This window comes from Corynebacterium sp. MSK012 (assembly GCF_030232435.1).
GTDB classification, from domain to species: Bacteria; Actinomycetota; Actinomycetes; order Mycobacteriales; family Mycobacteriaceae; genus Corynebacterium; species Corynebacterium jeikeium_D.
Window position 1 is genome coordinate 148,038 of sequence record NZ_JASPJU010000003.1, and the last position, 26,190, is coordinate 174,227.

General features: G+C 59.2%; 26 protein-coding genes and 1 pseudogene. 20 read left to right on the plus strand and 7 right to left on the minus strand.

Annotation, left to right across the window (positions count from 1 at the left end):
• Nucleotides 1–46: 46 nt before the first annotated feature.
• Nucleotides 47–541: a 2'-5' RNA ligase family protein gene (locus tag QP977_RS02925; protein ID WP_070827339.1), complete on the minus strand. Its 495-nt coding sequence runs from the start codon at nt 539–541 to the stop codon at nt 47–49.
• Between the two features lie 371 nt (nt 542–912).
• Here QP977_RS02925 and QP977_RS02930 point away from each other — a divergent pair, with 371 nt between their 5' ends.
• The 10 genes and pseudogenes from QP977_RS02930 to arfB all read left to right on the plus strand — a co-directional run bounded on the left by QP977_RS02930 (nt 913) and on the right by arfB (nt 9,839).
• A complete protein-coding gene (locus tag QP977_RS02930) occupies nt 913–1,188 on the plus strand; it encodes an amphi-Trp domain-containing protein (protein ID WP_049170663.1) in 276 nt (91 codons plus the stop codon).
• A gap of 260 nt (nt 1,189–1,448) precedes the next feature.
• On the plus strand, nt 1,449–1,757 hold the full coding sequence (locus tag QP977_RS02935) for a hypothetical protein (RefSeq protein ID WP_070602909.1): 309 nt from the start codon (nt 1,449–1,451) through the stop codon (nt 1,755–1,757).
• A gap of 285 nt (nt 1,758–2,042) precedes the next feature.
• Nucleotides 2,043–3,755 carry a SulP family inorganic anion transporter gene (locus QP977_RS02940; RefSeq protein ID WP_070827346.1) on the plus strand — a complete coding sequence of 571 codons (1,713 nt, stop codon included), beginning with the start codon at nt 2,043–2,045 and terminating at the stop codon, nt 3,753–3,755.
• 189 nt (nt 3,756–3,944) lie between these two features.
• Nucleotides 3,945–4,487, plus strand: a complete 543-nt coding sequence (locus tag QP977_RS02945; RefSeq protein ID WP_049171224.1) for a DUF488 domain-containing protein — start codon at nt 3,945–3,947, stop codon at nt 4,485–4,487.
• Nucleotides 4,488–4,848: 361 nt separating this feature from the next.
• Nucleotides 4,849–5,915, plus strand: a pseudogene (locus QP977_RS02950) (LLM class flavin-dependent oxidoreductase).
• 82 nt (nt 5,916–5,997) lie between these two features.
• Nucleotides 5,998–6,357, plus strand: coding sequence for a Cd(II)/Pb(II)-sensing metalloregulatory transcriptional regulator CmtR (cmtR, locus tag QP977_RS02955; protein WP_012359887.1), 360 nt, complete (start codon nt 5,998–6,000; stop codon nt 6,355–6,357).
• Nucleotides 6,354–8,246, plus strand: coding sequence for a heavy metal translocating P-type ATPase (locus QP977_RS02960; RefSeq protein WP_049189368.1), 1,893 nt, complete (start codon nt 6,354–6,356; stop codon nt 8,244–8,246). Before cmtR ends, QP977_RS02960 begins: the two co-directional genes overlap by 4 nt.
• A 205-nt stretch (nt 8,247–8,451) precedes the next feature.
• Entirely contained in the window at nt 8,452–8,616 is a 165-nt protein-coding gene (locus QP977_RS02965; RefSeq protein ID WP_160310014.1) for a hypothetical protein, read from the plus strand.
• 16 nt (nt 8,617–8,632) lie between these two features.
• The gene (locus tag QP977_RS02970; protein WP_224783733.1) at nt 8,633–9,364 is read left to right on the plus strand and encodes a putative glycolipid-binding domain-containing protein; all 732 of its coding nucleotides are present in this window, start codon (nt 8,633–8,635) and stop codon (nt 9,362–9,364) included.
• A 31-nt stretch (nt 9,365–9,395) separates the two neighbouring features.
• Nucleotides 9,396–9,839, plus strand: a complete 444-nt coding sequence (gene arfB / locus QP977_RS02975) for an alternative ribosome rescue aminoacyl-tRNA hydrolase ArfB (RefSeq protein WP_010187974.1) — start codon at nt 9,396–9,398, stop codon at nt 9,837–9,839.
• 54 nt (nt 9,840–9,893) lie between these two features.
• Here arfB and QP977_RS02980 read toward each other — a convergent pair whose 3' ends face one another.
• Nucleotides 9,894–10,154: a HigA family addiction module antitoxin gene (locus tag QP977_RS02980; RefSeq protein WP_049189394.1), complete on the minus strand. Its 261-nt coding sequence runs from the start codon at nt 10,152–10,154 to the stop codon at nt 9,894–9,896.
• 34 nt (nt 10,155–10,188) lie between these two features.
• Nucleotides 10,189–10,470: a type II toxin-antitoxin system RelE/ParE family toxin gene (locus QP977_RS02985; RefSeq protein WP_049189367.1), complete on the minus strand. Its 282-nt coding sequence runs from the start codon at nt 10,468–10,470 to the stop codon at nt 10,189–10,191.
• Nucleotides 10,471–10,757: 287 nt separating this feature from the next.
• On the opposite strand from QP977_RS02985, the gene QP977_RS02990 reads away from it, so the two are divergent.
• On the plus strand, nt 10,758–11,081 hold the full coding sequence (locus QP977_RS02990) for a type IIL restriction-modification enzyme MmeI (protein ID WP_049189366.1): 324 nt from the start codon (nt 10,758–10,760) through the stop codon (nt 11,079–11,081).
• 219 nt (nt 11,082–11,300) lie between these two features.
• Here the strand turns inward: QP977_RS02990 and erm are convergent, their stop codons facing one another.
• The 3 genes from erm to ychF all read right to left on the minus strand — a co-directional run bounded on the left by erm (nt 11,301) and on the right by ychF (nt 13,904).
• Nucleotides 11,301–12,155 carry a 23S ribosomal RNA methyltransferase Erm gene (gene erm, locus QP977_RS02995; RefSeq protein WP_070429178.1) on the minus strand — a complete coding sequence of 285 codons (855 nt, stop codon included), beginning with the start codon at nt 12,153–12,155 and terminating at the stop codon, nt 11,301–11,303.
• A gap of 153 nt (nt 12,156–12,308) precedes the next feature.
• Complete coding sequence (locus QP977_RS03000; protein ID WP_223845690.1) at nt 12,309–12,752, minus strand: recombinase family protein; 444 nt, start codon at nt 12,750–12,752, stop codon at nt 12,309–12,311.
• A gap of 72 nt (nt 12,753–12,824) precedes the next feature.
• Nucleotides 12,825–13,904, minus strand: coding sequence for a redox-regulated ATPase YchF (gene ychF, locus QP977_RS03005; RefSeq protein ID WP_070653264.1), 1,080 nt, complete (start codon nt 13,902–13,904; stop codon nt 12,825–12,827).
• A gap of 94 nt (nt 13,905–13,998) precedes the next feature.
• Here ychF and QP977_RS03010 point away from each other — a divergent pair, with 94 nt between their 5' ends.
• The 4 genes from QP977_RS03010 (at nt 13,999) to QP977_RS03025 (ending at nt 18,478) form a co-directional block, all read left to right on the plus strand.
• Nucleotides 13,999–15,549, plus strand: a complete 1,551-nt coding sequence (locus QP977_RS03010; RefSeq protein ID WP_070605729.1) for an AI-2E family transporter — start codon at nt 13,999–14,001, stop codon at nt 15,547–15,549.
• Between the two features lie 79 nt (nt 15,550–15,628).
• Nucleotides 15,629–16,783 (plus strand): DUF6542 domain-containing protein, encoded by a 1,155-nt coding sequence (locus tag QP977_RS03015; protein ID WP_070653207.1) that lies wholly within the window; start codon nt 15,629–15,631, stop codon nt 16,781–16,783.
• A 107-nt stretch (nt 16,784–16,890) separates the two neighbouring features.
• The gene (gene xseA / locus QP977_RS03020) at nt 16,891–18,126 is read left to right on the plus strand and encodes an exodeoxyribonuclease VII large subunit (RefSeq protein ID WP_049181635.1); all 1,236 of its coding nucleotides are present in this window, start codon (nt 16,891–16,893) and stop codon (nt 18,124–18,126) included.
• A 61-nt stretch (nt 18,127–18,187) separates the two neighbouring features.
• Entirely contained in the window at nt 18,188–18,478 is a 291-nt protein-coding gene (locus tag QP977_RS03025) for an exodeoxyribonuclease VII small subunit (protein WP_049181637.1), read from the plus strand.
• 118 nt (nt 18,479–18,596) lie between these two features.
• Here QP977_RS03025 and QP977_RS03030 read toward each other — a convergent pair whose 3' ends face one another.
• A complete protein-coding gene (locus tag QP977_RS03030; RefSeq protein WP_083309521.1) occupies nt 18,597–19,226 on the minus strand; it encodes a DUF4245 domain-containing protein in 630 nt (209 codons plus the stop codon).
• Nucleotides 19,227–19,599: 373 nt separating this feature from the next.
• On the opposite strand from QP977_RS03030, the gene glpX reads away from it, so the two are divergent.
• The 5 genes from glpX (at nt 19,600) to QP977_RS03055 (ending at nt 26,188) form a co-directional block, all read left to right on the plus strand.
• The gene (gene glpX, locus QP977_RS03035) at nt 19,600–20,625 is read left to right on the plus strand and encodes a class II fructose-bisphosphatase (RefSeq protein WP_005510610.1); all 1,026 of its coding nucleotides are present in this window, start codon (nt 19,600–19,602) and stop codon (nt 20,623–20,625) included.
• 163 nt (nt 20,626–20,788) lie between these two features.
• Nucleotides 20,789–22,189, plus strand: a complete 1,401-nt coding sequence (locus tag QP977_RS03040) for a class II fumarate hydratase (protein ID WP_016423173.1) — start codon at nt 20,789–20,791, stop codon at nt 22,187–22,189.
• Between the two features lie 227 nt (nt 22,190–22,416).
• The gene (locus QP977_RS03045) at nt 22,417–23,712 is read left to right on the plus strand and encodes a TIGR01777 family oxidoreductase (RefSeq protein ID WP_242458682.1); all 1,296 of its coding nucleotides are present in this window, start codon (nt 22,417–22,419) and stop codon (nt 23,710–23,712) included.
• Between the two features lie 192 nt (nt 23,713–23,904).
• Nucleotides 23,905–24,600 (plus strand): TetR/AcrR family transcriptional regulator, encoded by a 696-nt coding sequence (locus tag QP977_RS03050; RefSeq protein WP_049172273.1) that lies wholly within the window; start codon nt 23,905–23,907, stop codon nt 24,598–24,600.
• On the plus strand, nt 24,590–26,188 hold the full coding sequence (locus QP977_RS03055) for an MDR family MFS transporter (RefSeq protein WP_284847124.1): 1,599 nt from the start codon (nt 24,590–24,592) through the stop codon (nt 26,186–26,188). Before QP977_RS03050 ends, QP977_RS03055 begins: the two co-directional genes overlap by 11 nt.
• The last annotated feature ends 2 nt before the right edge of the window (nt 26,189–26,190 follow it).

The window sequence follows — 26,190 nt, forward strand, 5'->3', positions numbered from 1 at the left end:
GGCCGCTTGGCTGCGCTGCTTTTGAAAAGTTGCGGCGTGCGGCGCGCTAAAACTCCGTTAATTCCTGCACTTTGGGACTCCAGAACGCAGCGCGTGGTGCACTAAGAGTTTTGAAGTGCGGGCTTGTTAGTTCATCAAGAGCCCGGACGTAACCGGGAACCATATCCCGCGGGATTCGCAGCCCCATAGTCAGGTGCGGAATCCAGCGGGAGCCGCGACCTTCAGGGTTAAGACGACTGATCTCACGAGCGGCTTCTTCCAGCTCATCGCTTGTTTCTAATAACCATGCGACAGTCTGTTTACTCTTTGTGCCGAACACTACCGTTCCTACCCTGCGGAATTCCGCAGGCATCAGCGGTGGGAGAATTTCGGCTGCTCGTTGGATTACCTCCGGTCTCATGGTCGGTGCGAAGGTGACAGTGATGTGGGGCTTTTGATTCTGCTGCGGGAATCCACGCTCTGCCAGTTGCACAAATATCTCTTTAACCTGCGCCTCTTGCTCAGGCAGAAGGTACATCAGGATGTTGTCGGGTGACACCATGTGACGTTTACTCCTCCCCTATTGCTGTCGGTCGACACGTTTGAGGCGCTACCCAAGGGCGCCGTTACTAGAGCTCCTAACCTAAGGCACTTAGGACCTTGCACCCCAGAGCATAGCGTAGGGATTTTCCACAATTTATAACCTACCTATAGAAATTTCTAGCCTCTTGTTATTTAGCCCGGTAAAAACCGCTTTTTATTGGGATAATGGGGATAGACAGGCTTCCTGAAAGCTTTCTAGACCATCTTCAAAGACAGTGTGGAGTGACGGCCGATTCTCCACACTGCACAAATACCTACACGGCTGGAAAGGTAAGTAAAGACATGGCACCGAAACCTAAAAAAATTACACCCCCGAAGAATCAAAAGCTGGTGAAGAGCAAGGCAAGCTTCAGCCGCGATGAGCTCGCGGATTTGCTGGAGACGCTGGCAGCTCGCATCCGCGCCGGGGAAATGACTCTCGGCACTGGTGAGTCCACGGTGACGATGACCATGCCGACATCGTTTAATACCACGATGGAAGTCGTCGATTCCCGAAAGCGTGCTGGCATCGAGCGCGAGCTGGAGCTGGAAATCGACTGGATGGTCGACGAGGCTGGCGAGCCCGTTGAAAAACCTGGACCAGCATCTGGCTTCGCAATCTCCTAGCAGGCTTGTTGCTGCCCGGTTTTGTTCCGCGCAGTATTGACTGAGCAAAAGGCGACTTCGGAAGTGTCTTCCGGAGTCGCCTTTTGTCTTGGCTTCTAATCCTGCAGGCTTTACGCCTTAAGCACGTAACGCAGAATCTCTACAACCTGGTCGGTCGTCGTGCACCACGCCGAATACACCCGCCATACACCCACGCCTACCCACATCGCATGAGGTGACGCTAACCTAATTCAGGAAAACCCGCGATGAAGGGAACGCGCATGGCCAAGGGCAAGAAAGGCGACAAGGGCAAGAAGAAGCACGCCGCCAAAACCAAGAAAAAGGCTGCGGCAACGACCTCGCTACGCCTGCCCGAATACTCGAAGGCCGAGGCCAAGGCCGCGAAAAAGCTCGCCGGCAAGGACCCCTTCAAACTGGCCGCAATGACGCCGAAGAAGAAGTGCTGCAAATCCGGCATCCGCTGCCTGCGCTGCCCCGTGGTGCTGCACAAGCTCAATCGCGAGATCAAAAACGGCGAAGTCGACCACGCCGCCCTGCTGCTCGTCGCCGCGAAAGCCCGGATCCGGTAGCCGGCCCTCGCCCCCCCAGCCCGCCGTCGGGCCCGTCCTATGAGCAGTGGTGTCGCGCACTGTATGGCACTGGTACCGATTCTCCCGGGCTGTCTGCTCTTCGGACACCGGCTCACACGCGTCACTCCAAGTACCGCGACAACGATCCACGGAACTCCCGCCAGGTCAGGAAGTTTTATTCCGTCGACATGAGGCCTCGGCCAGAACCAGGAATGTGACCGTCGGAGGATGACACCTTGTGTATCCTTTGAGTGTCATTGAGCCCTGAAGGAGCAAGAAAGTAGCATGACCCGCCCCTCCTCCGCCGCCTCTACGGTGGGCATCCGGTCCCGTGCCCTGCGTTTCGCACCGCGCCGCTCGGACTGGTCCCGCGCGACAATCGGGCGCGACCTCTCGGCAGGCCTCATGGTGGCCCTCGTCGCCCTCCCCCTCGCACTCGGCTTCGGCGTTGCGTCCGGTGTCGGCGCGGCGGCCGGAATTACGACGGCCATCGTCGCGGGTATCCTGGCCGCAGTCTTCGGCGGTAGTAACGTCCAAGTAAGCGGCCCGACCGGCGCAATGACCGTCGTGTTAATCCCCATCGTGGCCAACCATGGTGCCGATGGGGTGCTCGTCGTCGGCGTGCTGGCGGGGCTCATGCTGCTCTTGCTGGCGTTCACCGGCGCTGGCCGCGCGATGAAGTACATGCCACTACCTGTCGTCGAAGGTTTCACCGCCGGTATTGCATTAATCATCGGCCTCCAACAGCTGCCCGCAGCACTCGGTGTTGACGTGGAGGGCGAGAAAGTCCTCGGGTTGGCGTGGGGCTCAATCAATGCTTGGTTAGATACTCCGGCATGGCAGGCGCCCGTGATGACCCTTGCAGTAGCGGCTGGAATCGTGCTTGCTGCGCGCGTCCGTAGTGGCTTCCCCGCGGCGCTAGTGTTGGTAGCTGCAGCAACGGCCATCAACATGCTGGCAGACAGCGGCCTGAAGACAATCGGCTACATCCCGTCGACATTGCCTGCTCCGCGCTGGCCAGAGATTCCGTGGGAGCACCTGGATTCCTTGCTGTTTGCAGCGGTCGCCGTCGCAGCTCTCGGTGCGCTGGAATCGTTGCTGTCTGCGACGGTTGCCGACGCAATGACTGTCGGCGACCGGCACGATCCCGACCGCGAACTCTTCGGGCAGGGCGTGGCCAACGTCGTCGCGCCCCTGTTCGGCGGGATTCCCGCAACCGCCGCGATTGCCCGAACTGCCGTCAACGTGCGTGCAGGCGCAGGCACACGCCTGGCAGCGGTGTTCCATTCGCTGCTCCTGCTCGTGGCCGTGCTCGTCGCGGCCCGGTGGGTGGGCGAGATTCCTCTCGCCGCGCTCGCCGGCGTGCTCATCGCCACTGCGATTCAGATGATCCACCCGCGGAACCTCCGCTCGGTGATACGCGCCACCAAGGGCGACGGGGCGACCCTGCTCATCACAGCTGCCGCCACCGTCGTGTTCGACCTTGTCGTCGCCGTACTCATCGGCCTTGTAATGGCGGGCTTCTTCGCACTGCGCGAGACCGCCCGCACTGCGGTGTTGGAAGCCGCCCCACTAGACGAGGGAGACCACCGCGACAAGGAACGCGAGCTCCTCGACGAGCACATCGCCGCCTTCCGTATGGAAGGCCCTCTCTTCTTTGGCGCAGCGCACGATTTCCTCCTCGAGCTCGCTGATGCCTCGTCGGTCAAGGTTGTCGTACTCCGCATGCGCTACGTCACGACGATCGATGCCACCGGCGCCCAGATGCTCGCCGACACAATCGGGCGCCTCGAACGCCGCGGTACCAGAGTCCTGCTCGCAGCCACGAAGCCCGAACATTTTCCGGTGTTGCGCGAACTCGGCGTATTCGACCAGCTTGCACACGAGAATCACGTCTTCGACAACACCCCTGACGCCATCGCCCACGCCCGACTGCATGCCTCACGCATTCAGCACGAAGAGTCTGATGGCACATCCGCAGCATCGCAGAGTCAATAGCTTGGCTGAGCCAGACAATGGTCACTCCGTCGCAGTCGACCCTGCAATCGTGGGTCCACGTCCCCATCGCGCGATGCTTGAAAAACCTTTACACGTTGCACTTAAACTCCACGACGTGTCGTTGCAAAGTCACCTTCTCATTCGTGAAGCCGATGTGGGTGTAACCGCTTGGCGCGTAGCATTGGCGACATGCGCATTTTCACCGTGGGCCACTCCAACCTCGAGTTCGAGGACTTCGCTGAAATGATCAAAGCTGCCGGTGTGGCATCCATCGTGGATGTGCGCAAGCTGCCCGGATCCAGGAAGTACCCGTGGTTCAACGGCGACTACCTTGCCGAACACCTTCCTACATGTGGCATCACTTACAGCAGAAGCGAGGGCCTCACCGGGCGGCGCAACGTGTCCCACTCGGTGCCGTTTGAGGTTAACGGCAACTGGCGTAACCGCAGCTTCCACAATTACGCCGACCATGCGCTGGGCGAGGAGTTCTCCGACGCAATCTCGCAGCTACGGGCGAACGCCGCGGAAACCCCCACCGCAATCATGTGCGCCGAGGCGGTGTGGTGGCGCTGCCACCGGCGTATCATCGCCGACCACCTCATCGCCCACGGTGACGAGGTTGGCCACATTATGGGTCTGGGTGCAGCCGGGGCGAAGGTGAGCGAGGCAACGCTCAACGACGGCGCAGTCATCGGCAACGATCTCCTCGTGCGCTACCCCGAGCGGGGCTAGCGCGTACACCAGAGGCCAGTGGGTGCGGAAACTCGGACTACGACCCAGTGAGCCACGGCATCCTCCTCGGCCTGACCTAAGGCGCGACTTACGCCTTGTATTCATGGAGCGCCCACCACCTTATGAGCAGCAGCATCGGAGGCACACCAGCGGATAGCACGCTCAAACGAGCTTTAGGTTAGGAAATCTGAACCGCGCAATCTAAGAAGAGCACCGGCAACCCCGGTAGTGTGCCCCAAAGCGTCGAATCGAAAAACGTACTACCGACTTGCCACGGCCCTAGACGTCGAGCTTGAACTCCACGGCATCTCGTTGCAAAGTTACCCCCTCTCGTTAACACCATCAAAAGGAGTGTTATCCAATGAAAGCGTTCGGCTTCTTAAGCTTCGGGCATTACGCCTTCGGCAGCTAGCGCGGGCCATCTGCAGAAAAGATCGCCAAGACTCATCTGGAGATCACCCAGGCTGCGGACGAAATCGGCGTGAACAACGCGTCCTTTCGTGTCCACCACTTCGCGCCGCAGGCCTCCGCCCCGATGCCGCTGCTGGGTGCTGTCGCGGCCACTACCAAACACATCGAGGTGGGCACCGGTGTCATCGACATGCGCTATGAAAACCCGCTCTACCTCGCCGAAGAGGCCGCGTCGCTGTACCAAATTTCCGGTGGCCGCGTGGCCCTGGGCATCTCGCGCGGCGCCCCCGAGGTGGCTGACCGCGGCTGGGAGGCCTTCGGCTACTGGGGTAAAGCGCCCAACGGCGCGGACGTGGCGCGAGCCCACCTCGAGGCGTTCATGGCTGCAGTGGACGGCAACGGATTCGCCACCGCCGCACCGCTGGACCGGCAGTACCCCAACATATTCCAACCCGGCTCCGCCCTGCCGGTCTTCCCCATGGCGCCCGAGCTGCGTAAGCATATTTTCTACGGCTCCGGCACCCACGCTTCTGCCGAGCAAACCGCCAAGGACGGGCTCAACCTGATGTCCTCCACCCTGGTCTCCGAGACCACCGCCGAGACTCTGGGCGAAATCCAGGCGGATCAGATCAGCCGCTATCGCGCCGCGTGGAAGAAGGCGGGCCACGATTGGACGCCGCGCGTGTCGGTGTCCCGCTCTATCTTCCCCATCGTCGACGGCGCGGACATGCAGTTGTTCGGCATGCAGGCCTCCGGCTCCGATCAGGTGGGCATGCTTCCCGACGTCGGCGCCTCCACCTTCGGCCGCACCTATGCCGCCGAGCCGGACAAACTCATTGAGCAGCTCAAAGCCGACGCCGCCGTCATGTCCGCCGACACCCTGCTCATCACCATCCCCACCGGGATGGCGTCGACGTCAACGTGAAGATCTTGGACAACTTCGCCACGCATGTCGCCCCCGCGTTGGGTTGGCAGCCGAATCACGAAGGCCCAGTTACCGGCTATCTCATCGACTAATTCCTGCAGTTCGCAAGCTCTTCGCTTCAATGTCAGTTCAGTGCGTGTTGAATAGTTCAGTAATTGCTGTATAGTTCAGTATATGCTGACTATTGCTTCACGCCTCGACGTCATGAACCGGCTCGGCCGGGCCATGGCGGATCCGACGCGCTCCAGAATCCTGATCACCCTACTCGACGGCCCGAGCTACCCGGCCGTGCTTTCGCGCGACCTGGACCTGACCCGCTCGAACGTCTCGAACCACCTGACCTGCTTGCGTGACTGCGGCATCGTCGTCGCCGAGCCGGAGGGCCGCAAGACACGCTACGAAATCGCCGATCCGCACCTCGCGACAGCGCTCAACGCACTAGTGAACGCGACGTTGGCTGTCGACGAAAACGCCCCGTGCATCGACCCTGAGTGCTCGGTGCCCGGCTGCGACGGAAAAGGAGCGGACGCATGAGTTCAGCATGTGGATGCGAACACGAACCAGCCACGGAGATCGAAGATCTCGATCGGCCATGGTGGAAGGACCCCGAGTTGCTACTGCCGATCTTCTCCGGCGTAGCCCTCTGCATAGGTCTGGCGCTGGACTGGTCCGGACTAGAGACACCCGCGACAGTTCTGTTCTGGATCGGCCTGCTGCTAGGGGCGTATACGTTCACGCCCGGCGCTATCCGGAACCTTGCCACGAAGCGCAAGCTCGGCATTGGTTTGCTGATGACGATCAGCGCGGTCGGCGCGGTAATCCTCGGTTACGTCGGAGAGGCGGCGGCGCTAGCGTTCCTGTACTCGATCGCCGAGGCACTGGAAGACAAGGCGATGGACCGGGCCCAGGGCGGACTGCGGGCACTGTTGAAATTGGTACCGCAGACCGCGACGGTGCTGCGCGACGGTACGACGGTCGAGGTCGCAGCGAAGGATCTCGTGGCTGGCGAGCTGATGCTCGTGCGCCCCGGAGAGCGGATCGCCACGGACGGCATCATTCGGTCTGGGCGCTCCAGCCTTGACACCTCAGCGATCACCGGAGAATCCATTCCGGAGGAGGTTGCGCCCGGCGACGAGGTGCCCGCGGGAGCAATCAACTCCGCCGGCGTGCTGGAGGTCGAGACGACCGCAGCTGGAACGGACAACTCGCTGACCACACTCGTGGACCTGGTCGAGCAGGCGCAGGCGGAAAAGGGCGACCGCGCCCGGATCGCCGACCGGATTGCCCAACCCCTAGTGCCCGGGGTGATGATCCTGGCGGTGCTGGTCGGCGTGATTGGCTCGCTGCTGGGCGACCCCGAGACGTGGATCACCCGCGCGTTGGTGGTCCTGGTCGCAGCATCGCCGTGTGCGCTGGCAATCTCGGTGCCGCTGACGGTCGTGGCCGCGATCGGCGCGGCCAGCCAGTTCGGCGTGGTCATCAAATCCGGCGCGGCGTTCGAGCGACTCGGCGGCATCCGCCACCTGGCGGTGGACAAGACCGGAACCCTTACCCGCAACCAGCCCGAGGTTACCGACGTGGTCCCGGCAGACGGATTCGATCGGGCTCAGGTGCTTGCTTTCGCGGCGGCAGTTGAGCAGCAATCGACGCACCCCCTCGCCGCTGCGATCGCGGCAGCGGGGCCCGAAGCGCCCGCTGCCTTGGACATCAGCGAGGAAGCCGGGCATGGCATCGGCGGCACCGTCGAAGGTCGACGGGTACTTGTGGGCAGTCCCCGGTGGATCGACGCCGGGCCACTGAAGGCAGACGTTGAGCGCATGGAGTCCGAGGGCCAGACCTGCGTCCTTGTCACCGTCGATGACGCTCTCGCCGGGGCGATCGGGGTCCGCGACGAGCTGCGGCCCGAGGTACCCGAAGCTGTGCAGACCCTGCACGCCAACGGCGTGGAAGTGAGCATGCTCACCGGCGATAACGCTCGCACCGCCCGGGCTCTGGCTGAAATCGCCCGAATCGACGATGTGCGCGCTGAGCTGCGCCCGGAGGACAAGGCAAGCATCGTCGCCGAGCTCTCCTCCAAGACGCCGACGGCGATGATTGGCGACGGCATCAACGACGCTCCTGCGCTGGCGGGCGCGACGGTGGGCATAGCAATGGGAGCGACCGGCTCTGATGCCGCAATCGAGTCCGCTGACGTCGCCTTCACCGGCCACGACCTCCGGTTGATCCCGCAGGCGCTGCAGCACGCCCGTCGAGGCAGCAGGATTATTAACCAGAACATCGTGCTGTCTCTGGCCATCATCATCGTGTTGATGCCGCTGGCGATCAGCGGCGTGCTGGGTCTGGCCGCCGTCGTATTGGTTCACGAGGTCGCTGAAGTTATCGTGATCTTGAACGGCCTGCGGGCTGCGCGAGCGAAGCGCTGAGGCGCACCTTCGCCCAGCGCGCTGGCTCTCCAGCGCGGATCTTTGAAGGATCGAGCTGCTCAGGGACCAAGCGTCGTCTCAAAACTTTTGATGCCGCGCTTCATCGACACGACCCGCGACTACCTAGGCAGCGTATTTAGCAAAAGGACCCGACACCTATCAGGGTTGCCGAACCGTCGCCGGTCCAGTTGCCGTAACCAACTAGATGGAGATTCTTCACCGCGGTTTCGCGGTCGCGCATGAGGTGGCGGAATGGGCCGAGGGCCGGACGGAAACCAGTGCACCAGATCAGATGGTCGTGGTCGAGCTCGCTCAAACTATCGAAGATGGGGGCAGCGGTGAGCTGGCCGGAATCGCGGAGCTCACGTAGATGAGGAAGCGCGAGAATGTCCCCGAGGTTCGGGCCGGAATCGCCACCGAGAATCCGGCGGCGGCTGCCCGCGTTAAACGTTGAATTTGAACTCGACCGAGTTTCAGTCGAAAGCTACCTGCCTTTTCGCACCATCAAGCGTGGTAAAATCCTCACCATGGAGCGCACGTATAAGTGGGAGCATGTCAAGACTCCCCTCATCCGGAACGAGGCCGCAGTTCATTTTTTAGGAGCCGGTTTGACCGCTTCCGGAGTGCAATACGGCGATGGATACAAGGCCACGTGGGAGCTGCGCGCCGCGGAGAACTGGGTGACCGAACGTGTGTCGGTGAACGTTGAAGGCGACGGATGGGGGCGAAGCCTCGAGCTGTTTAGGTCCGAGCAAGGCGTGTGGTCGGCGGAAACCAATGAAGAGGGCGCCCAGCCTGAAGATCTGCCCTCCCCCGGTATCGTCCAGTCAGCCGACCTGAAAGCCGCACTCGATTGCGATCTCGGTCTGTGCCCTCTCACCAACACAATGCCTATTCGTCGCTTGACGCTGCTTGAGACTCAGGTCCCGAAAACGCAGCTGATCATGGCTTGGATTGATATACCGTCCCTCCAGGTGATCGCATCAGACCAGTACTACAGCTCCGTCGATGCTGAAACTGTCCGATACAAAAGCGGAACACGGGGAGTCGACGTCGAGTTGGAGGTCGACGGTGACGGCGTGGTCGTACACTACCCTGATCTCGCACGGCGGGTCTGATCCGGAAACAACTCTAACTAAGCTGGGCGGTATGAACGACCTGACCATCGCGCCTGGCCCAGGGATCCCCGGGGGTCTGGTCATCGTCGCCGCCGACCTGACGGAGCGGTTCGCGAAGTCGTCGGGACCAGGCGGCCAAGGCGTCAATACTACGGACAGCAAAGTGCAGCTTTCCGTCGATATCGCTACGTGCTCATCGCTTTCCGACGCCCAGCGTCGCCGCGTCCTCCACAACCACGAGCACCGCCTAGACGGCACCGTCCTTACCGTTACCGCATCGACCCAGCGATTGCAGGTACGCAACCGCGCCGAGGCACGCGAACGCATGGCCGCCCTCTTGCGCGAGGCGCTCGCTCCGCCTCCTCCCCCGCGGCGCAGGACCAAGCCGACGCGGAGCTCGGTGCGACGCCGTCTCGAAGCGAAAAAGCGGCGCTCGGAACTCAAGTCCACGCGACGGCGGCCCCAAATTCCCTAGTTCGAACCATCCGCATGCATATCCTCACGCTGACGGACCTGGTTCGGGTAACCGCTACGCTGAGACAGCTTGGACCGGTTGAATCCGCTCGATTTCCGAGAGGATCTTGTCTTCCGCAACGTCCAAGTCATATTGAGTCTGTAACCCGAGCCAGAACTGGGGGCTCATTCCGAAGAACTTAGCCAAGCGAAGAGCAGTGTCCGCGGTTACAGCCCGCTTACCGTGAACAATTTCGTTGATCCGGCGGGGCGGAACGCCGATGGAGACTGCGAGCTTGTGCTGGGTGATCCCCATTTCCTTGAGAAAGTCCTCCATGAGGATCTCACCGGGGTGAACCGGAGGGAGCTTGTCAGTGGTAGTCAACGATCTCAACCTCCTCTGGCCCCGCGGCGGACCAACGAAAACAGATCCGCCACTGGTCGTTGATTCGAATGCTGAACTGACCCCGCCGATCACCTTTCAACGCCTCGAGCCGGTTTCCCGGGGGAATCCGTAACTCATCAAGAGTCTGCGTGTACCCAAGCTGGCGAAGCTTGCGCAGCGCTACTGAGTGAATGCGGGAATCGATCGAGCGAACTCGCTCTCGATTCCACAAACGCTCAGTGTCCTTGTCAGCGAACGACTGGATCATGCTTCACCCTATCCCCCATAACGCGAAGCGTCAATAACGCTACACGTTAAATTTGAACTCCACGGAGTGTCGGCGATAAATAACCATTTTATTCGCAAGTGCGGAAGTAGCAACGAAATACCGCTAAAACGGACAACATGGGGGTGCACAGAAATACATATAGGTTCTGCGGAAAACCTATAGGGATCGTCGCTATAAACCGCTGTGCGTGGAAAACATAAAGGGTTTACGGACCCGGTCCCAGCCCCCTCAATACTCTGAGCCGGGAGAATGGAAAATGGAAGTCGATGTATCCCCACTATTCATTTTTCCGTTCTTCGGAGTACACCGGGAGCTACTCCTTCGGACCAGCTCCGTGTGAACTAGATGAGAAAGCGCAGCAGCGAATCATCGACGCTGGACAGTTGGTACTGCGGGCCCGCGAGCGGCACCCCGAGGGGTCACTCGCGGAGCACTACAACCCGTTAGCGATGGACCAAACTCTGCTCAAGGCTCACGACGAAATGGACCGAGAAGTAAATAAAGCTTTCGGTGTGGCACGCAAACTCACCAACGAGCGCCAGCGCCAGGAGCTACTGTTCGCCAGCTACGGGGAGTTGTCGAGGGGCTAATCTCCTCGCTTCCATCAAAATCGAAACCACCAGCAGGGTCGTTCCCCGTGCGGGTAATTTTGATCGGCCCCGCTGCTGGGTATAGAACCCTGTCGCCGGCAACGCCGGGAACTATGACTGTGCCCGACGAGAACACGTCACTGTCATAACCCGGCTCACGGTAGACCAGCACTGGTCGTCCACTACTACTGGTGGATTTCGGTTTGGGTGGCGGGGAGATTAACGCCGCCGGCCTCGTTTTTTGCGTTGAGGAGGGCGTTGACTACTTCCCGATTGTGAAATTGGCCGATGGTGCGATGGAGAGGAACCAGTCACCTGAAAGAGATCGATCCAGTCGCTGGTGCGCAATCTGGGGGGTAGGGTTGCGGGGTCGATTCCTCGCGAGCGCAACCATGATTGTGTATCTGAACGTGATGAAAACAACCCTGCCCTTCGGAGAATTTCCCCTATCCCGCGTCCCCGGGCGGTGAAAACGGTGTGCACCATAGCCTGAAAGGCTTTGCGTTGCTCTATCGGGATCTTCGGGTCACCCACCCGGCGGATCACTAAGATCCCCCCGTCAACGTTAGGCTGTGGACGGAAAGCAGACCTTGGTACTCGGGAACCAAGGTGAAACGTGAACCATGGGGACCACTGAGCCGTCATCATCGTGCTTGCGCCTACCCCGGCCCGGCGGCGAGCGACTTCCCACTGCATGAGGAGTACAGCGTCAGTCCATGCCGGCGCATGCAACAACTTTCGAAGAATGGCAGTGGTGAGGTGAAAGGGAATGTTTCCCACAATGACGCAGGGAGTGGCGGGTAACGGGAAGTTAAGGAAATCATCATGGACCACTTCGACCGACGCCGAGGCGGTCTTTTTTGTGAGTTTGGCAGCTAGTTTTGCGTCTACCTCAACTGCCGTTATTGCCCTCCCCAAGCGGGATATCGGGTGAGTGAGGGCACCGCTTCCCGGCCCGATCTCGATGATGGGGCCGGTGGTTTGTTTTACAAGATCGACGATGGTGTTGATGATCTTTTGGTCTGTGAGAAAATTTTGGCCATGTTCGTGACGGCCGTATCCGTATGTAGACATCAGGTGTGCTCCGTGGAGTTGAAACGGAGCCGGGCATGGCAAATGGCCGCCCGGCTAAAGGACCGGAGCGGTTTTTGACCCGCGGGAGGGAGAAAACCGCCTTAGCGGTTGGTGAGCGGCCGCATGAAAACGGAACCTGAAATCAACATGGTTCTATCGTATCCAATTAATTTCGCAGGGTGCAATACGGTGAGAAAGAAGACAACCGCACCGCAACAGTGCAAGACCTCTCTGGATTGGAATTTGTCCTACCTTCGGGGCGTCATACAGACGCCACTGGCGTATTTTGTCTCTGGGCAACGAGGGGGAGTTACCCCCACCTCCGAATGTTTTTAAGGTGCACCCCTGATTACGCTGGGGTGCGGGAGTAATTCTGTCCGACCGATCGGACTGTCCAGCGAGGTCCCAGCAGATGATCGCGTCGATTTCGCCGCGTTCGAGGGATGCCACCATGGCGTCGTAGTTGGGGCGAGCCACATTCTTCTTTGACGCGGAAATGGACTGATCGACGTCGTTATGTCCTATGTCCAACGTGCAAGCCACGCTGCTTTGCAATGACTTCACAGTCCTGAGGCTGCAGGTCGATGGTGCGGCCATCCACGTCAGCGTCTCGTGAGATACGACGGCAAATAGGAGCGCGTGTTGTCAAACGCTATTAATAAGGCCTAGCTACACATTGAACTTAAATTCAACCACGTCGCCGTCGTGCATGATGTAGTCCTTGCCCTCCTGGCGGACCTTCCCCTTAGCCTTTGCCTCGGCAATCGAACCGGCCTCGACCAGATCACTGAAGGACACAATTTCAGCCTTAATGAAGCCACGCTCAAAGTCAGTGTGAATCACGCCGGCAGCCTGCGGGGCCGTAGCACCCTTCGGAATGGTCCAGGCGCGAGACTCCTTCGGGCCAGCGGTCAGGTAAGTCTGCAGACCAAGAGTGCGGAAACCAGCGCGAGCAAGCGAATGCAGGCCCGGCTCAGTCTGACCAATTTCGGCCAGCAGCTCATTGCGGGATTCCTCATCCAGCTCCAGCAGGTCTGACTCGGCCTTCGCATCGAGGAATACACAGTCCGCCGGTTCCACAGCAGCGGCCAAATCCGCGCGGCGGTCCTCGTCGGCAAGCACTTCCTCGTCAGCATTGAAGACGTAGAGGAACGGCTTTGCGGTGAGCAAGTGCAGCTCGCGCAGAGCAGAGAGCTTCACATCATCAGAAGCAGCGAAGAGAGTGCGCCCCTCTTCCAGCACGGCAAGAGCCTGCTTGACGGCTTCAACCTCGCCGACCTTGTCCTTATCCTTCTTGGCTTCCTTTTCCAGACGCGGCAGCGCCTTCTCAATAGTCTGGATATCAGCCAGAATCAGCTCGGTTTCAATCACACCGATGTCAGAGGCCGGGTCGACCTTGCCGTCGACATGCACGACGTCATCATCATTGAATACTCGCACGACCTGACAGATAGCGTCAGCCTCGCGGATGTTGGCGAGGAACTTGTTACCAAGACCTTCGCCCTCCGATGCACCCTTGACGATGCCGGCGATGTCCACAAACGACACCGTAGCCGGAAGAATACGCTCGGAGCCGTAAATTTCGGCGAGCTTATTCAAACGTGGATCGGGAAGCTCCACAACGCCGACGTTCGGCTCGATGGTGGCGAACGGATAATTCGCAGCCAGCACATCGTTGCGTGTCAAGGCGTTAAACAGGGTTGACTTTCCGACATTGGGCAGACCGACGATTCCAAGTGTAAGACTCACATTGCCCATCTTACGGGCTTGGGGAGACAGATTTGAACTCGCCCTAGCTTCGTGAAGTTGCCCCCTATCCCCTGCGAACCCCCATAATGAATATGTGAGCAATAAACCCAATGAAGGCGAAGAGCGGACTGCGCAGTCCGAAAAAGACGCTATCGATCACGTAATGGGATCGGAGCCTCTGCGTATAGAACAGTCTCTGTCTATACCCTCCGACGCCCATAAGTCAGCGGCAACGCAACCGGATTTGCCGGAAGATGCTGAAAACCTCGATGAGCTTATGAGCGAAAACGACTCCGAGTCCATCGACCGCGCCGACGTCATCGGCGAGGGCGCCCGGTGGTTCGCAGGTTGGTGTCTGCGCTTCCTCATCACAGCAGCGGCGCTGTACGTCAGCGCTATGATTCTGGGAAAGATTTGGGCTGGCGTTCTGCCGATTTTGTTGGCCCTGATTGTCTCCACGGTGCTGGCCCCGCCCGCCGTGTTCCTGATGAAACACCGCTGGCCCCGCGCACTCGCCGCACTGACGGTCATCCTAGGCGCGGTGGCGGTGCTTGGCGGCGTTGTCGCGTTCCTCGCCCCGACTGTGCAGTCGCAGTTCCCAGAATTGCGTCGCCAGTTCACCGACGGCATTCAGGAAGTCCAGAACATCATTCAGGCCCCGCCATTTAACGTCAAGGATGAGCAGATTCTCGATGCTCTGGACCAGGGGTCCACATGGCTTCAGGAGCGCTCCGGCGATATCGCCAACACAGTCTTCCAAGGCATCTCGGTGGTCTCCTCGGCCGCCGTAACCTTGATGGCAATGTTGGTTCTGACGTTCTTCTTCATCAAGGACGGCCAGGACTTCCTGCCATGGCTCCGCCGCCTGACCGGACGTCGTCTCGGCTGGCACCTCACCGAGGTGCTCACCCGCTCCTGGAACACGCTGTCGGGCTACATCCGCACGCAGGCTATCGTTTCGCTTATCGACGCGGTCTTCATCGGTGCCGGTCTTGCAATTTTGAATGTGCCGCTGGCAATGGTTCTGGCCGTGGTGACTTTCTTCGCTGGCTTCATTCCTATTGTCGGTGCGTTCACCGCCGGCTTCATTGCAGTGGTAGTCGCACTCGTCGCCAACGGCCTGACTACAGCAATCCTCGTATTGCTCATCATCATTGCTGTCCAGCAAATCGAGGGCAACATCCTCTCCCCAATCCTGCAGGCCAAGGCTATGGACTTGCACGCCGCAATCGTCCTGCTGGTCGTTCTGCTCGGTGGCGGTATCTTCGGCATCATCGGCGCCTTCCTGGCGGTGCCAGTCACCGCAGTCGTCGCGGTCTGGTTCCGCTACCTCGGCGACCTCACAGATTTGCGTACGGGCGACAAGACCGCAAAGGACATCGAGTTCGCCACGGACGCCGGATCGATCTCGGGTATTCAAATTGAAGCTGCCGGCCGTGCGATGCGCGACCGACTGGCTTCGTTCCGCCTGGGCAGTGACGACTCCGACAGCTCTGCAGAGAGCGCCGTGAAGGCAGATGCTCGCACCGCCGGTAAGGTTTCCCCCGATGCTGGTCCGACCAAGCAGGAAGAGGGAACGATGACCAAGGCCTTCCATAAAGTCTCTGAAGTGGTCTCCGGGTCTTTCTCTAAGAAAAAGAAGTAAGGCGAAATTTTAAGACACGGGCGAGCCCACATACCGGGCTTGCCCGTATTATCACTAATAACCGGTAGGATACGCATTCGTGTCGAACAGATCAGCAATAACCCGTAAAGGCAGTGGAAACAAACCCCTGCTTCCACGCGTGCCAATGTTTGTGCCGCCGTTGCTGATGCTTCTAGCTGGCGTTATTGGTTTGCTCTTTTCTGTTCCCAACGGTTCGATTGGCAAGCCCTACTTCATTGCTTTTGCCGTGGCTGCTGTGGCCGGAACACTGTTGGTGGTTCCTCGCGGTCTGGTAGTTACCGTCGCTCAAATCCCCATTTTGTTCGCGCTTGTCACCTTTTTCACAGCGTGGTTTACCGGTTCTCTCGCCGATCCTGAAAATGGTGGCGCGACCGCGACAACCTCTAAACGCGCTCGCCTGGTGACCTCGGCATATCCCATCATCCAGCAGTTCCCGTGGCTGCTGGTCTTGATGATTATCTGTGTCATCATCGCAGTGTGGCGTTACCTCGAAATCACCCGCACCCAGGAGAAATCCCTCAACACCCAGCGCAAGGTCGCTAAACAACGCCAGCACCGTGACGAAGCCGCTGTCGAATCCAGCTCTCAGGTTCGCCGTCGTCTCGCCGAATCTGATCGCCGGGTCGCCTCTCGCACCCAGGAACGTCCTGCTTCACGACGTCCCGCTGCGGACATTATCCGAGATGCCGAAGCTCGCCGCCAGGCGCGCCAGCAAGCTGCACGCTCTCGGCAGGAGACTTCTCGTTCTGGTGCCCGACCTGCAGCGAACGCCAACTCGGCATCGCGCAACGCCGAGCAACTGCGTAAGCGACCAGTTGACCGTTCTGGGGAGCGTGCCCAGCAGCGCTCGAATTTCGCACAGCGGGCTCAGCAGCCAACCTCCCGTTGGCAGTCTCGCTCGCATCCGGGGCAGGCGCAGTTCACTCAGGATTCCACTTCGCCGAACTCGACTAGACAGCAGCCTCGTCGTCCGATTGAAAGGCCAAACGCACCGCAGCGGCCAACGCCAGAGTTTCCCCGTCGTCAAACTGAAGGAACGGCACGGATGTGGGGAGAACAGTCCTCGCCGGAGTCTCCGTCCGAAAAGTCTCAACAGAGCCCCGCACGCCAAGTGGGCAACCACCGCCGCACCGAGGAGTGGCCACCGCGACAGCAGCGCCCTCGCCAGGAGCGGATAACCGGCCACGATAGCAGGTCTCGTTACCGCAAGTAACTCGGGCTTGCACCTTTACCGTCACAGTTGCCCACAGGCAAATTTAGCCTGTGGGCAACCTGCGTTTATTAGCAGGGCGATCCGCCCCATCGTGTAAGTGTTGATGTATGTCGAAATTGGAAACGTCGGCCGAGAAACCGGTTCAGGTTCGGCGCCTGAACCAGTTAGTCAAGGACTATATTGAGCGCCTTGGACAGATTTGGGTCGAGGGGGAAATCGCCCAGGTCAACTCCAAGCCGAGTTGGAAGCTCTCCTACATCACTCTGCGTGACACCTCCGCGGAGTTTTCGGTGTCGGTGACTTGTTCTACTGCGGCACTGCGTAATAATCCGTTGCGCAACGGCGACCGCGTAGTGGTTTTGGGCAAGCCTGCGTTTTATGCCGGGCGGGGGCAGTTTTCCCTGTGGGCTACGGAGTGGAGGCCCGTAGGTTTGGGGCAACTATTGGCACGGCTGGAACAGCTGCGCCAAGCGCTAGCGGCGGAAGGCCTTTTTGATCCACGGCTGAAACGCCCTCTGCCCTACCTCCCCAACAAGATCGGGTTGATTACCGGTCGCGGTTCGGCAGCTGAACGCGATGTGCTTTCGGTTGCGGGTGCCCGCTGGCCTGAGGTGGATTTCCGGGTAATCAACACAATTGTGCAGGGAGCCAAGGCTGTTCCGGAGATTATTGAGGCTCTGGCACAGCTCGACGCCGACCCGGAGGTCGACGTCATCATCGTCGCCCGTGGCGGTGGCAGTGTCGAAGATTTGCTGCCTTTTTCAGATGAGGCGCTGATTCGTGCGGTGAGTAAGGCGACAACACCGGTGGTTTCTGCGATCGGACACGAGCCGGATACTCCACTGTTGGATTATGTCGCTGACTTACGTGCTGCCACACCGACGGATGCAGCAAAGAAAACAGTGCCCGATGCTGCTGAGGAACGCCGCCTAATTGCACAGCTGCGTGAACGCACCTCGGCATCCCTGCGGCGATGGGTTGACCGTGAAGTAGCTACTCTGCGGGATTTGACGTCGCGGCCGGTACTGCGCGATCCGCTCACTCCCATCCGCGTGCGTGAAGAGTTTGTCACGGCGCAGGTCGATCGACTGCGTTTTCTCATCCACCGCAGTCTGGAACGCGAGGAAGCAGTGGTATCGGGATTGCGCGGCAAGGTTTCAGCACTTGGCCCCTCTGCCACACTCGCTCGCGGCTATGCCATCGTGCAGGCACAATCGGCTACTCAGCCAGAACCACAGATTGTGACCTCTATTGCAGATGCTCCGATGGGTTCCCAACTGCGAATTCGCGTCAGTGACGGCTCCATCTCTGCAGCAACGCTCGCTACGAAGCCAGCGAATTAATAAGCACTGACTTTTCCAACCTTGAAGCTTTAATTACTAGATGTGAAGGACGTATTCGCTAATGAATGACAATGTTTTCGGCGCGGGTCAGGCTCCCTCTTCGGAGGAACAGGTACCGGTGGAGAACCTGAGCTACGAGCAGGCGCGAGATGCGCTGGTTGAGACCGTCAAGCTCCTAGAACTCGGACAGATGAGCCTGGATGAATCCCTGGCGCTGTGGGAGCGAGGCGAGGCGCTGGCCCGCCGCTGCGAGGAACATTTAGCTGGCGCACGGGCAAAAGTTGAAGCCGCCTTGGCCAGCAAGAATCAGGATGCCGCGGCTTCGGCCGAGAATGCGGGCGGTGAGGAATAAAAAGAGACGAGAAACGATCGTCAGTGCACGTCGTTTCTCATCTCGTGGCCGATAGTTGAGTTCAGCTATTTTATCGCGCTAGTTGGAATTATCGACCCAGGCGACCTCTCAACTCAGCTTACTTTGCTGGTGCCGACGGCGTCTCGGACGCAGTCTGCTGCGGCTGTGACGGATCCGGCATTGTCGCGTCCGGATCGATTGGCTCGGCCTTCTGCAAAGCCGCCGCCAACTGTGTGAACTCCTCGTCGTTGGCAGTGCCCTCGATAATTGCGCGGGAGTCACCGAGGTTCCCAACCCATACGCGACGCACGTTGTCCTCAGCCGGCACATACTTAGTCCAGGTTGTACCTTCCACGTCAGTGGTACCGTCGCGGAGACGATTCTTACCGTCATCCGGCAGCTGACCTGCTTCCGCATCTGTTTGCGTGACCTGGGCGAATGCTCCGCTAGCGGTGACATAGCCAATAATGGTCGTCTGCTTCCCCGCCGCCATACCCGCGCGGGTCGAGTTTGAAGTCCAGCCCTCAGGCACCTTCGGCAGGCGAACTGGATAGTCCACGCGCCGAGCCTCCATGTTCACGAATGGGGCGGCATCGACCTCGCGCACCGGACCGTTTTCCGGCTTCCCGGGGTTAAAACTGCACAGGCCGGTAAAGCCGATGGTGACAGCCACCGCAAGAAACATCACCACGAGGGTGAGAATCATGTCTCGACTGTCCTGCAAAATCCTAGGTTTCTCATTCGCCACGCGCTCAAGTATGCCAAAGGCCCCGCAACGAACCTAGTCATCAGTCGCATCCGCACAGCTGCGGCTAGCAATACTTGATGACGGACGCTGTCGACGTCGTCAAGCGAACGGATTTCAGAACAAAATACTGATACTCACGTGATGTGGGAGTTTAGCCCTGAAGCTCCCCCCACTTTGACGCTGCGTCCACCCCCGAAGATGAAAAAGGTGGAACACTAGTAACAGATGCAATGGCGCTCAAAAGGACGCGCCAAACATCGATAAATAGAAATTGTTGCAGCGCCAAACCCCAGTTTCCTGGCGTGGCGTCTCCCAGCACATTCTCAAACCTCAAAAGAGTTCCTAAAAAAAACGACGGAAGGGCCAGAAGTCAATGAACGCCTCGAATCCTGAAGCACCAGATCGCAACCTTGCGATGGAGCTCGTCCGAGTTACTGAGTCCGCTGCACTGGCGGCTGGTCAGTGGGTCGGTCGTGGTCAGAAGGAAAAGGGCGACGGCGCTGCCGTCGATGCCATGCGTCAGCTCATCAACACCGTGGCTATGAACGGTGTCGTTGTTATTGGCGAGGGCGAAAAGGACGAAGCCCCGATGCTGTTCAACGGCGAAAAGGTCGGCAACGGCCAAGGCCCGGCCGTTGACATCGCGGTTGACCCGATTGACGGCACGACTCTGATGGCAGAGGGCCGCCCGAACTCTATCGCTGTTCTTGCTGCTGCAGACCGCGGCTCCATGTACGACCCGTCGGCTGTGTTCTACATGGATAAGATTGCTGTTGGCCCGGAGGCTGCCGGCAAGATTGACATCGAGGCTCCAGTTGAGCACAACATCAAGGTCGTTGCTAAGGCCAAGGGGCTGCGTCCGGAAGATGTCACTGTTGTCGTGCTGGATCGCCCGCGCCACGCTGACATGATTCGTGACATCCGCGAAGCTGGCGCCAAGGTTCGACTGATTGGCGATGGTGACGTTGCTGGCGCTGTTGCCGCAGCTCAGAACACGAACTCGGTCGATATCATGATGGGCGTCGGCGGCACCCCAGAAGGTGTCATCACCGCATGCGCCATGAAGTGTATGGGCGGCGAAATCCAGGGCAAACTGCACCCGCGCGATGAGGCCGAAATTAAGAAGGCTCTCGACGCTGGGCACGATCTTTCTCGTGTTCTGACCACCGATGACCTGGTCGCATCCGACAACTGCTACTTCGTTGCCACTGGTGTCACCAACGGTGACATGCTGCGCGGTGTCGCTTACCGCGGTAACGGTGCATGGACCCGCTCGCTGGTTATGCGCTCCAAGTCCGGCACCATTCGTCGCATCGAGGCTTTCCACTCCCTGGAGAAGCTGCGCAAGTACGCCAGCATCGACTACGGCAAGGGCGAGATGCCTGACATCGATCTGTAAGTAACTACCCCTTTAGTGGTGCCCTCAGGGCACCACTTTTTTAACAAACTGATTCATACTTGAAGACGAATGCGCTAACGGTTCTGCATCGCATGAAAATTGCATGCGCAATGAGGGGTCGTTCTGCGCGCACTCAAGTTCCCCTAACTGAAAGAGGCAACGAATGACAGAGCAGCAGTTCCGCATCGAGCACGACACCATGGGCGAGGTTAAGGTTCCGGTTAACGCCCTGTGGCGCGCACAGACTCAGCGTGCAGTTGAGAACTTCCCGATTTCCGGCCGTCCGCTGGAGTCTGCACAGATTCGCGCTATGGGTCTGCTGAAGGCAGCTTGCGCCATCGTCAACAAGGAGCGCGGCCTGCTGTCTGCTGAGCAGGCAGATGCCATCGTCGCCGCTGCCAAGGAAATTGCCGAAGGCAAGCACGATGCTGAGTTCCCGATTGACGTCTTCCAGACCGGTTCGGGCACTTCTTCCAACATGAACACCAACGAAGTCATTGCGTCCATCGCAAAGGCCAACGGCGTTGAGGTTCACCCGAATGACCACGTCAACATGGGTCAGTCTTCCAACGACACCTTCCCGACTGCCACTCACGTCGCAGCAACCGAGGCAGCTGTCAAGGACCTCGTCCCGGGACTGAAGGTTCTGCAGGAGTCCCTGGCTAAGAAGGCCAAGGAATGGGAGACCGTTGTTAAGTCCGGCCGCACTCACCTGATGGACGCTGTCCCGGTGACCCTGGGTCAGGAGTTCTCGGGTTACGCTCGCCAGATTGAGGCTGGCATTGAGCGCATCGAGGCCACCCTGCCGCGTCTGGGCGAGCTGCCAATCGGTGGTACCGCTGTTGGCACCGGCCTGAACACCCCGGCGGACTTCGGTGCCAAGGTCACCGCTGAGCTCGTCGAACTGACCGGCATCAAGGAGCTGCGCGAGGCTCAGAACCACTTCGAGGCTCAGGCTAACCGCGATGCCCTGGTCGAATTCTCCGGCGCTATGCGCACCGTCGCAGTCTCCCTGAACAAGATCGCTAACGACATTCGCTGGATGGGCTCCGGCCCGCTGACCGGCCTTGCTGAGATTCACCTGCCGGATCTGCAGCCGGGTTCCTCCATCATGCCGGGTAAGGTCAACCCGGTTCTGTGCGAGACTGCCACCCAGGTCGCAGCGCAGGTTCTGGGCAACGACACCGCTGTTGAGTTTGCTGGCGCTAACGGCGCATTCGAGCTGAACGTCTTCATCCCGGTCATGGCACGTAACGTGCTGGAGTCCGCTAAGCTGCTGGCGAACACCGCACGCGTCTTCGCCGAGAAGCTGGTGGACGGCATCGAGCCGAACGTTGAGCGTATGAAGACTCTGGCTGAGTCCTCCCCGTCGATTGTGACCCCGCTGAACTCCGCCATCGGCTACGAGAACGCAGCTAAGGTCGCTAAGACTGCTCTGAAGGAAGGTAAGACCATCCGTCAGACTGTTATCGACATGGGCTTCGTCGACGGCGAGAAGCTGACCGAGGAAGAGCTGGACAAGCGCCTCGACGTGCTGGCAATGGCCAACACTGATCGTGACTAGTTCTTTCTGAACTCGAAGGTGTGAGAGCACCTTACGCATAAGACCCCGTAGTCTCACTTCGCTGAAAGACTTCGGGGTCTACTATTTTTCCTTAACGTCGGACAAGTTTCAGAGAGTGACTAACTATTCCCACCTATCGCCACACCATCGCATTTCCTCGCCGTTGCGTCGCCGAGTGGTTCTCCCGCCCAGGCGCTGTCACCCGCCTAACACCGGGGCTTCTCCCGATGTCACCGAAATCCGAATCCGCCAACCTCGCCGACGGCACGACCGTATTCTCCATGCCGGCTGGCCTCAAATGGATTGCACGTCACGACCCGGCCGGTTTCCTCCCCGGCCAGAGATTCATTGACGAAGTCACCAGCGAGCCCTTTCGCCGCATCACGGGGTGGAAGCACACCCACGTTCTCTCCGATACTCCGCTTGACGACGGCAGCGCTGGCACGGTTTTAGAGGACACCGTTGACACCAAGGTTCCGGTACCCGGGTTGGATTCGATGTTCGCCTACCGTGCTACGAAGGTTGCTGGAGACCTTGCGGCCGTCGATAGGCTTTCGGAGTATTTGGGGCATGTGCCGGAGCCGCTGACAGTGGCGATCAGTGGAGCTACGGGGACCGTCGGAACGCAGCTGCGCGCGCTACTGACCACGGCCGGACATGAGGTGATTTCGCTGGTGCGCTCACGTGAACAGACGGGTGTGGACAAGCGATATTGGGATACTGCGGCACCCGCAGCTGATTTGCTGGAGGGAGTCGACGCGGTCATCCATCTGGCCGGCGCACCGATTGCGGGGCGCTTCACGGAGGCGCATCTTCGAAAGGTTCGCCATTCCCGTGTCGAACCAACGCGAGCTCTGGCAAAGCTCGTTGCATCTACTGACAGCGTGAAGGTCGCGGTTGGAGCGTCGGCGGTGGGGTTCTACGGTGCGGATCGTGGCCCAGAGGTACTCACCGAGGACGCTGGCCCTGGCGTGGAAGCGCAGCGTTACGACGGCAGCGCCGCCGCGGACAGTCTCTCGGCTATTGTGCGCGATTGGGAAAATGCATGGGATCCCGCTCGCGATGCAGGCAAGCGGGTCGTAAACGTCCGTACTGGTCTCGTGCTTGCTGGTGGCGGCGGTCTCTTGCCGCTACTAGCGGGCGTGGTGTTCACCGGACTTGGAGGAAGATTGGGGTCGGGCGAGCAGTGGTTCCCGTGGATTGCTTTGGACGACCTGTTGGACATCTATCACCGGTCGTTGGCAGATTCCGGCCTTGCCGGACCTGTCAATGCGGTGGCGCCACTGGCTTCCGGAGTGAATAATGCGGAGTTCACGAGGGTATTGGGAGAGGTCTTGCACCGCCCGACGGCGGTTCCGATTCCTTCACTGGGGCCTGCAGTACTGCTGGGCAAACGCGGTGCTGCGGAGTTGGCTCTCGCGAATCAGAGAGTAGAGGCAGCAGCGCTGCAAAAGGCGGGGCACAGGTTCCGCTTCACTTCGCTTAACGACGCCCTGCGCCACGAGCTATTGAAGGAGACGTAGCCTTCCACCGTGCCTACACAAAACACGAAGGTTGTGTAATTGAATGGCGCGTTGCGACTATCAACAACCCGCCCCCTGCGCCTGAGTCCACGGCATCCTGAACAACCCAAAGATGCTCTCTGCATAGGTACTTAAACACCTGTTGACTCATCAACTTGCCATCACATTGCACTCGGTGTAACTTTGCACCTCGTGCAAATTGATGAGAATACCTATCACAGATTGGATCCGGGCCAACACCCCGAGTGCGGTCTCCGGGAGCTCAAAAGGTTTCAAACACACTGCGCTTTGGCCGATGCCGCGACCGCCCTTGTGTTGGATCGCGGATACGACCAAGTCAACATCGAAGACATCTGTCAGCGGGTCAATATCAGTCGACGCACATTCTTCAATTACTTCGACTCCAAGGATCAAGCCATCTTCGGCAACGGCATCATGTCATTCGATGCTGACGATGAAGAGGTATTCCTCGCCCAAATTCACCAAGACCCCATCGCGGACATGCTCGATTTCATCGAGAAAAAGCAGCAATCCCAGCTACTCCGATATAAAGAGCTGGGGGCAACCGAAGAGTTTCACCGTCTGCTCAAGGAGCGTATCCGCGAGATTTTGCGCAATGAGCCAAAGCTATCGACGGTTGTCATTTCGAATTTTGGCAACTCAATGCGCCGCGTCCGTTCTGCCTTTGAGCGCTATTTCGAGATGAATCCACAGTCGCGCACGCACCCCGAGCTGCCCGTCGGGCACGAGGTAGCACTGTCGGTCGGTTTCGTCCGCGAATGCGTGCTGTACTCATCGGCTCATCGGGACGAATTCACAACAGATACACCGCTTCACGACGCCGCCGACGTCGTTAAAAATTTCTGGAGGAGGAATAGTGACAGCTAGCAACACCACTGCTCAAGATCAAACCGACACCACGGTTTCTGACAACAAGTCCCACTTGGGAATCATTTTCTTCGCGCTCATTCTCACTATGCTGATGAGCTCGCTGGGGCAGATGATTTTCGCCACCGCCCTGCCGACCATCGTCGGCGAGCTCGGCGGAGTTGACCACATGTCGTGGGTTATTTCTGCATTCCTGTTGGCACAGACTGTGGCAATGCCGATTGTCGGCAAGCTCGGTGACATGATTGGGCGCAAGGGCCTGTTCATGATGGGCATCGCGCTGTTCATGGTCAGTTCCGTCATGGGTGCAATCACCAACTCCATGAGCCTGCTCATCGCCGCCCGCGCTTTTCAGGGATTTGCTGGCGGTACATTGATGGTTTCCTCACAGGCCATCCTGGCCGAGGTTATTCCCGCACGCCAGCGCGGTAAGTACATGGGCATCATGGGTGCTGTGTTCGGCCTGAGTTCCGTGCTGGGACCAGTGCTGGGAGGCTGGTTCACCGACGGCCCGGGCTGGCGCTGGGGCCTGTGGATCAACGTCCCGATGGGCGTGGTTGCACTATCGGCAGCTGCAGCCTTCCTGAAGCTGCCCCGACGCCAGAGTGAAGGAAACTTCGACTACATCGGCACGATGTTCTTGACTGCCGCTGCCTCGACGCTAATTCTCACCACCACGTGGGGCGGTACACAGTACGACTGGAACTCCGGAGTCATCATCTCGCTTATCGTTGCCTCCGTGGTTTCCTGGGTGCTGTTCTTCCTCACCGAGACTCGTGTTTCCAACCCACTGATTCCGACGCACTTGTTTAATAACCGGAACTTCGTGCTCACGACTGTGTCGGGTCTCATTCTGGGTATCGCGATGTTCGGCACTATGGCCTATATTCCGACCTACCTGCAGATGGTGCACTCAATGTCACCGACCGCTGCAGGCTTGATGATGACGCCGATGATGGTCGGCATGCTGCTCACCTCAATTGGCGTTGGCCAGATTATTTCGCGGACTGGTAAGTATCGCTTCTACCCCTTCGTCGGCCTGATGATTATGGCTGTCTCCCTCTACTTGCTGTCCACGCTGGAGACCACCACCCCGCTGTGGCAGGTTGGTGTTTACCTGTTCATCATGGGCTTCGGCCTGGGCACCGGCATGCAGGTTCTGGTTCTCATCGTGCAGAACTCCTTCCCGGTCGCCATGGTCGGTACCGCTACCGCTGCGAATAACTTCTTCCGCCAGATTGGTGGTGCGGTCGGTTCCTCCATTGTGGGTTCGATTTTCATCCACCGCATGAAGGACCTGGCAGGCGAACGCGTTCCGGCGGCTATCGAACAGATCAAGGCCGCATCACCGGAGGCTGCAGCAGAGTTCGCAAAGCAGATGGGCCCGGAGGGCTTTTCCTCTAAGTCGATTGGTTCACTGACGCCGCACGTCCTAGATAGCATGCCGGCGCCAATCCACGAAGCGCTGATCTCCAGCTACAACGATGGTTTGACGCCGATCTTCTTGGTACTAATGCCAGTGATTATTCTGGCAGCAATCATTGTGTTCTTTGTTCGCGAGGATCCGTTGAAGGAAACCGTCGAATAATT

Coding starts and splice junctions, on each gene's coding strand:
- QP977_RS02925 (WP_070827339.1), bottom strand. CDS start 541: ATGGTGTCACCCGACAACATCCTGATGTACCTTCTGCCTGAGCAAGAG.
- QP977_RS03000 (WP_223845690.1), bottom strand. CDS start 12,752: ATGGCCGCACCATCGACCTGCAGCCTCAGGACTGTGAAGTCATTGCAA.
- QP977_RS03045 (WP_242458682.1), top strand. CDS start 22,417: ATGTCACCGAAATCCGAATCCGCCAACCTCGCCGACGGCACGACCGTA.
- QP977_RS02960 (WP_049189368.1), top strand. CDS start 6,354: ATGAGTTCAGCATGTGGATGCGAACACGAACCAGCCACGGAGATCGAA.
- xseA (WP_049181635.1), top strand. CDS start 16,891: ATGTCGAAATTGGAAACGTCGGCCGAGAAACCGGTTCAGGTTCGGCGC.
- QP977_RS02965 (WP_160310014.1), top strand. CDS start 8,452: ATGGAGATTCTTCACCGCGGTTTCGCGGTCGCGCATGAGGTGGCGGAA.
- erm (WP_070429178.1), bottom strand. CDS start 12,155: ATGTCTACATACGGATACGGCCGTCACGAACATGGCCAAAATTTTCTC.
- QP977_RS02935 (WP_070602909.1), top strand. CDS start 1,449: ATGGCCAAGGGCAAGAAAGGCGACAAGGGCAAGAAGAAGCACGCCGCC.
- QP977_RS02970 (WP_224783733.1), top strand. CDS start 8,633: ATGTCCCCGAGGTTCGGGCCGGAATCGCCACCGAGAATCCGGCGGCGG.
- QP977_RS02945 (WP_049171224.1), top strand. CDS start 3,945: ATGCGCATTTTCACCGTGGGCCACTCCAACCTCGAGTTCGAGGACTTC.
- QP977_RS02940 (WP_070827346.1), top strand. CDS start 2,043: ATGACCCGCCCCTCCTCCGCCGCCTCTACGGTGGGCATCCGGTCCCGT.
- cmtR (WP_012359887.1), top strand. CDS start 5,998: ATGCTGACTATTGCTTCACGCCTCGACGTCATGAACCGGCTCGGCCGG.
- glpX (WP_005510610.1), top strand. CDS start 19,600: ATGAACGCCTCGAATCCTGAAGCACCAGATCGCAACCTTGCGATGGAG.
- QP977_RS02980 (WP_049189394.1), bottom strand. CDS start 10,154: ATGGAGGACTTTCTCAAGGAAATGGGGATCACCCAGCACAAGCTCGCA.
- QP977_RS02985 (WP_049189367.1), bottom strand. CDS start 10,470: ATGATCCAGTCGTTCGCTGACAAGGACACTGAGCGTTTGTGGAATCGA.
- QP977_RS02990 (WP_049189366.1), top strand. CDS start 10,758: ATGTATCCCCACTATTCATTTTTCCGTTCTTCGGAGTACACCGGGAGC.
- QP977_RS03040 (WP_016423173.1), top strand. CDS start 20,789: ATGACAGAGCAGCAGTTCCGCATCGAGCACGACACCATGGGCGAGGTT.
- QP977_RS03025 (WP_049181637.1), top strand. CDS start 18,188: ATGAATGACAATGTTTTCGGCGCGGGTCAGGCTCCCTCTTCGGAGGAA.
- arfB (WP_010187974.1), top strand. CDS start 9,396: ATGAACGACCTGACCATCGCGCCTGGCCCAGGGATCCCCGGGGGTCTG.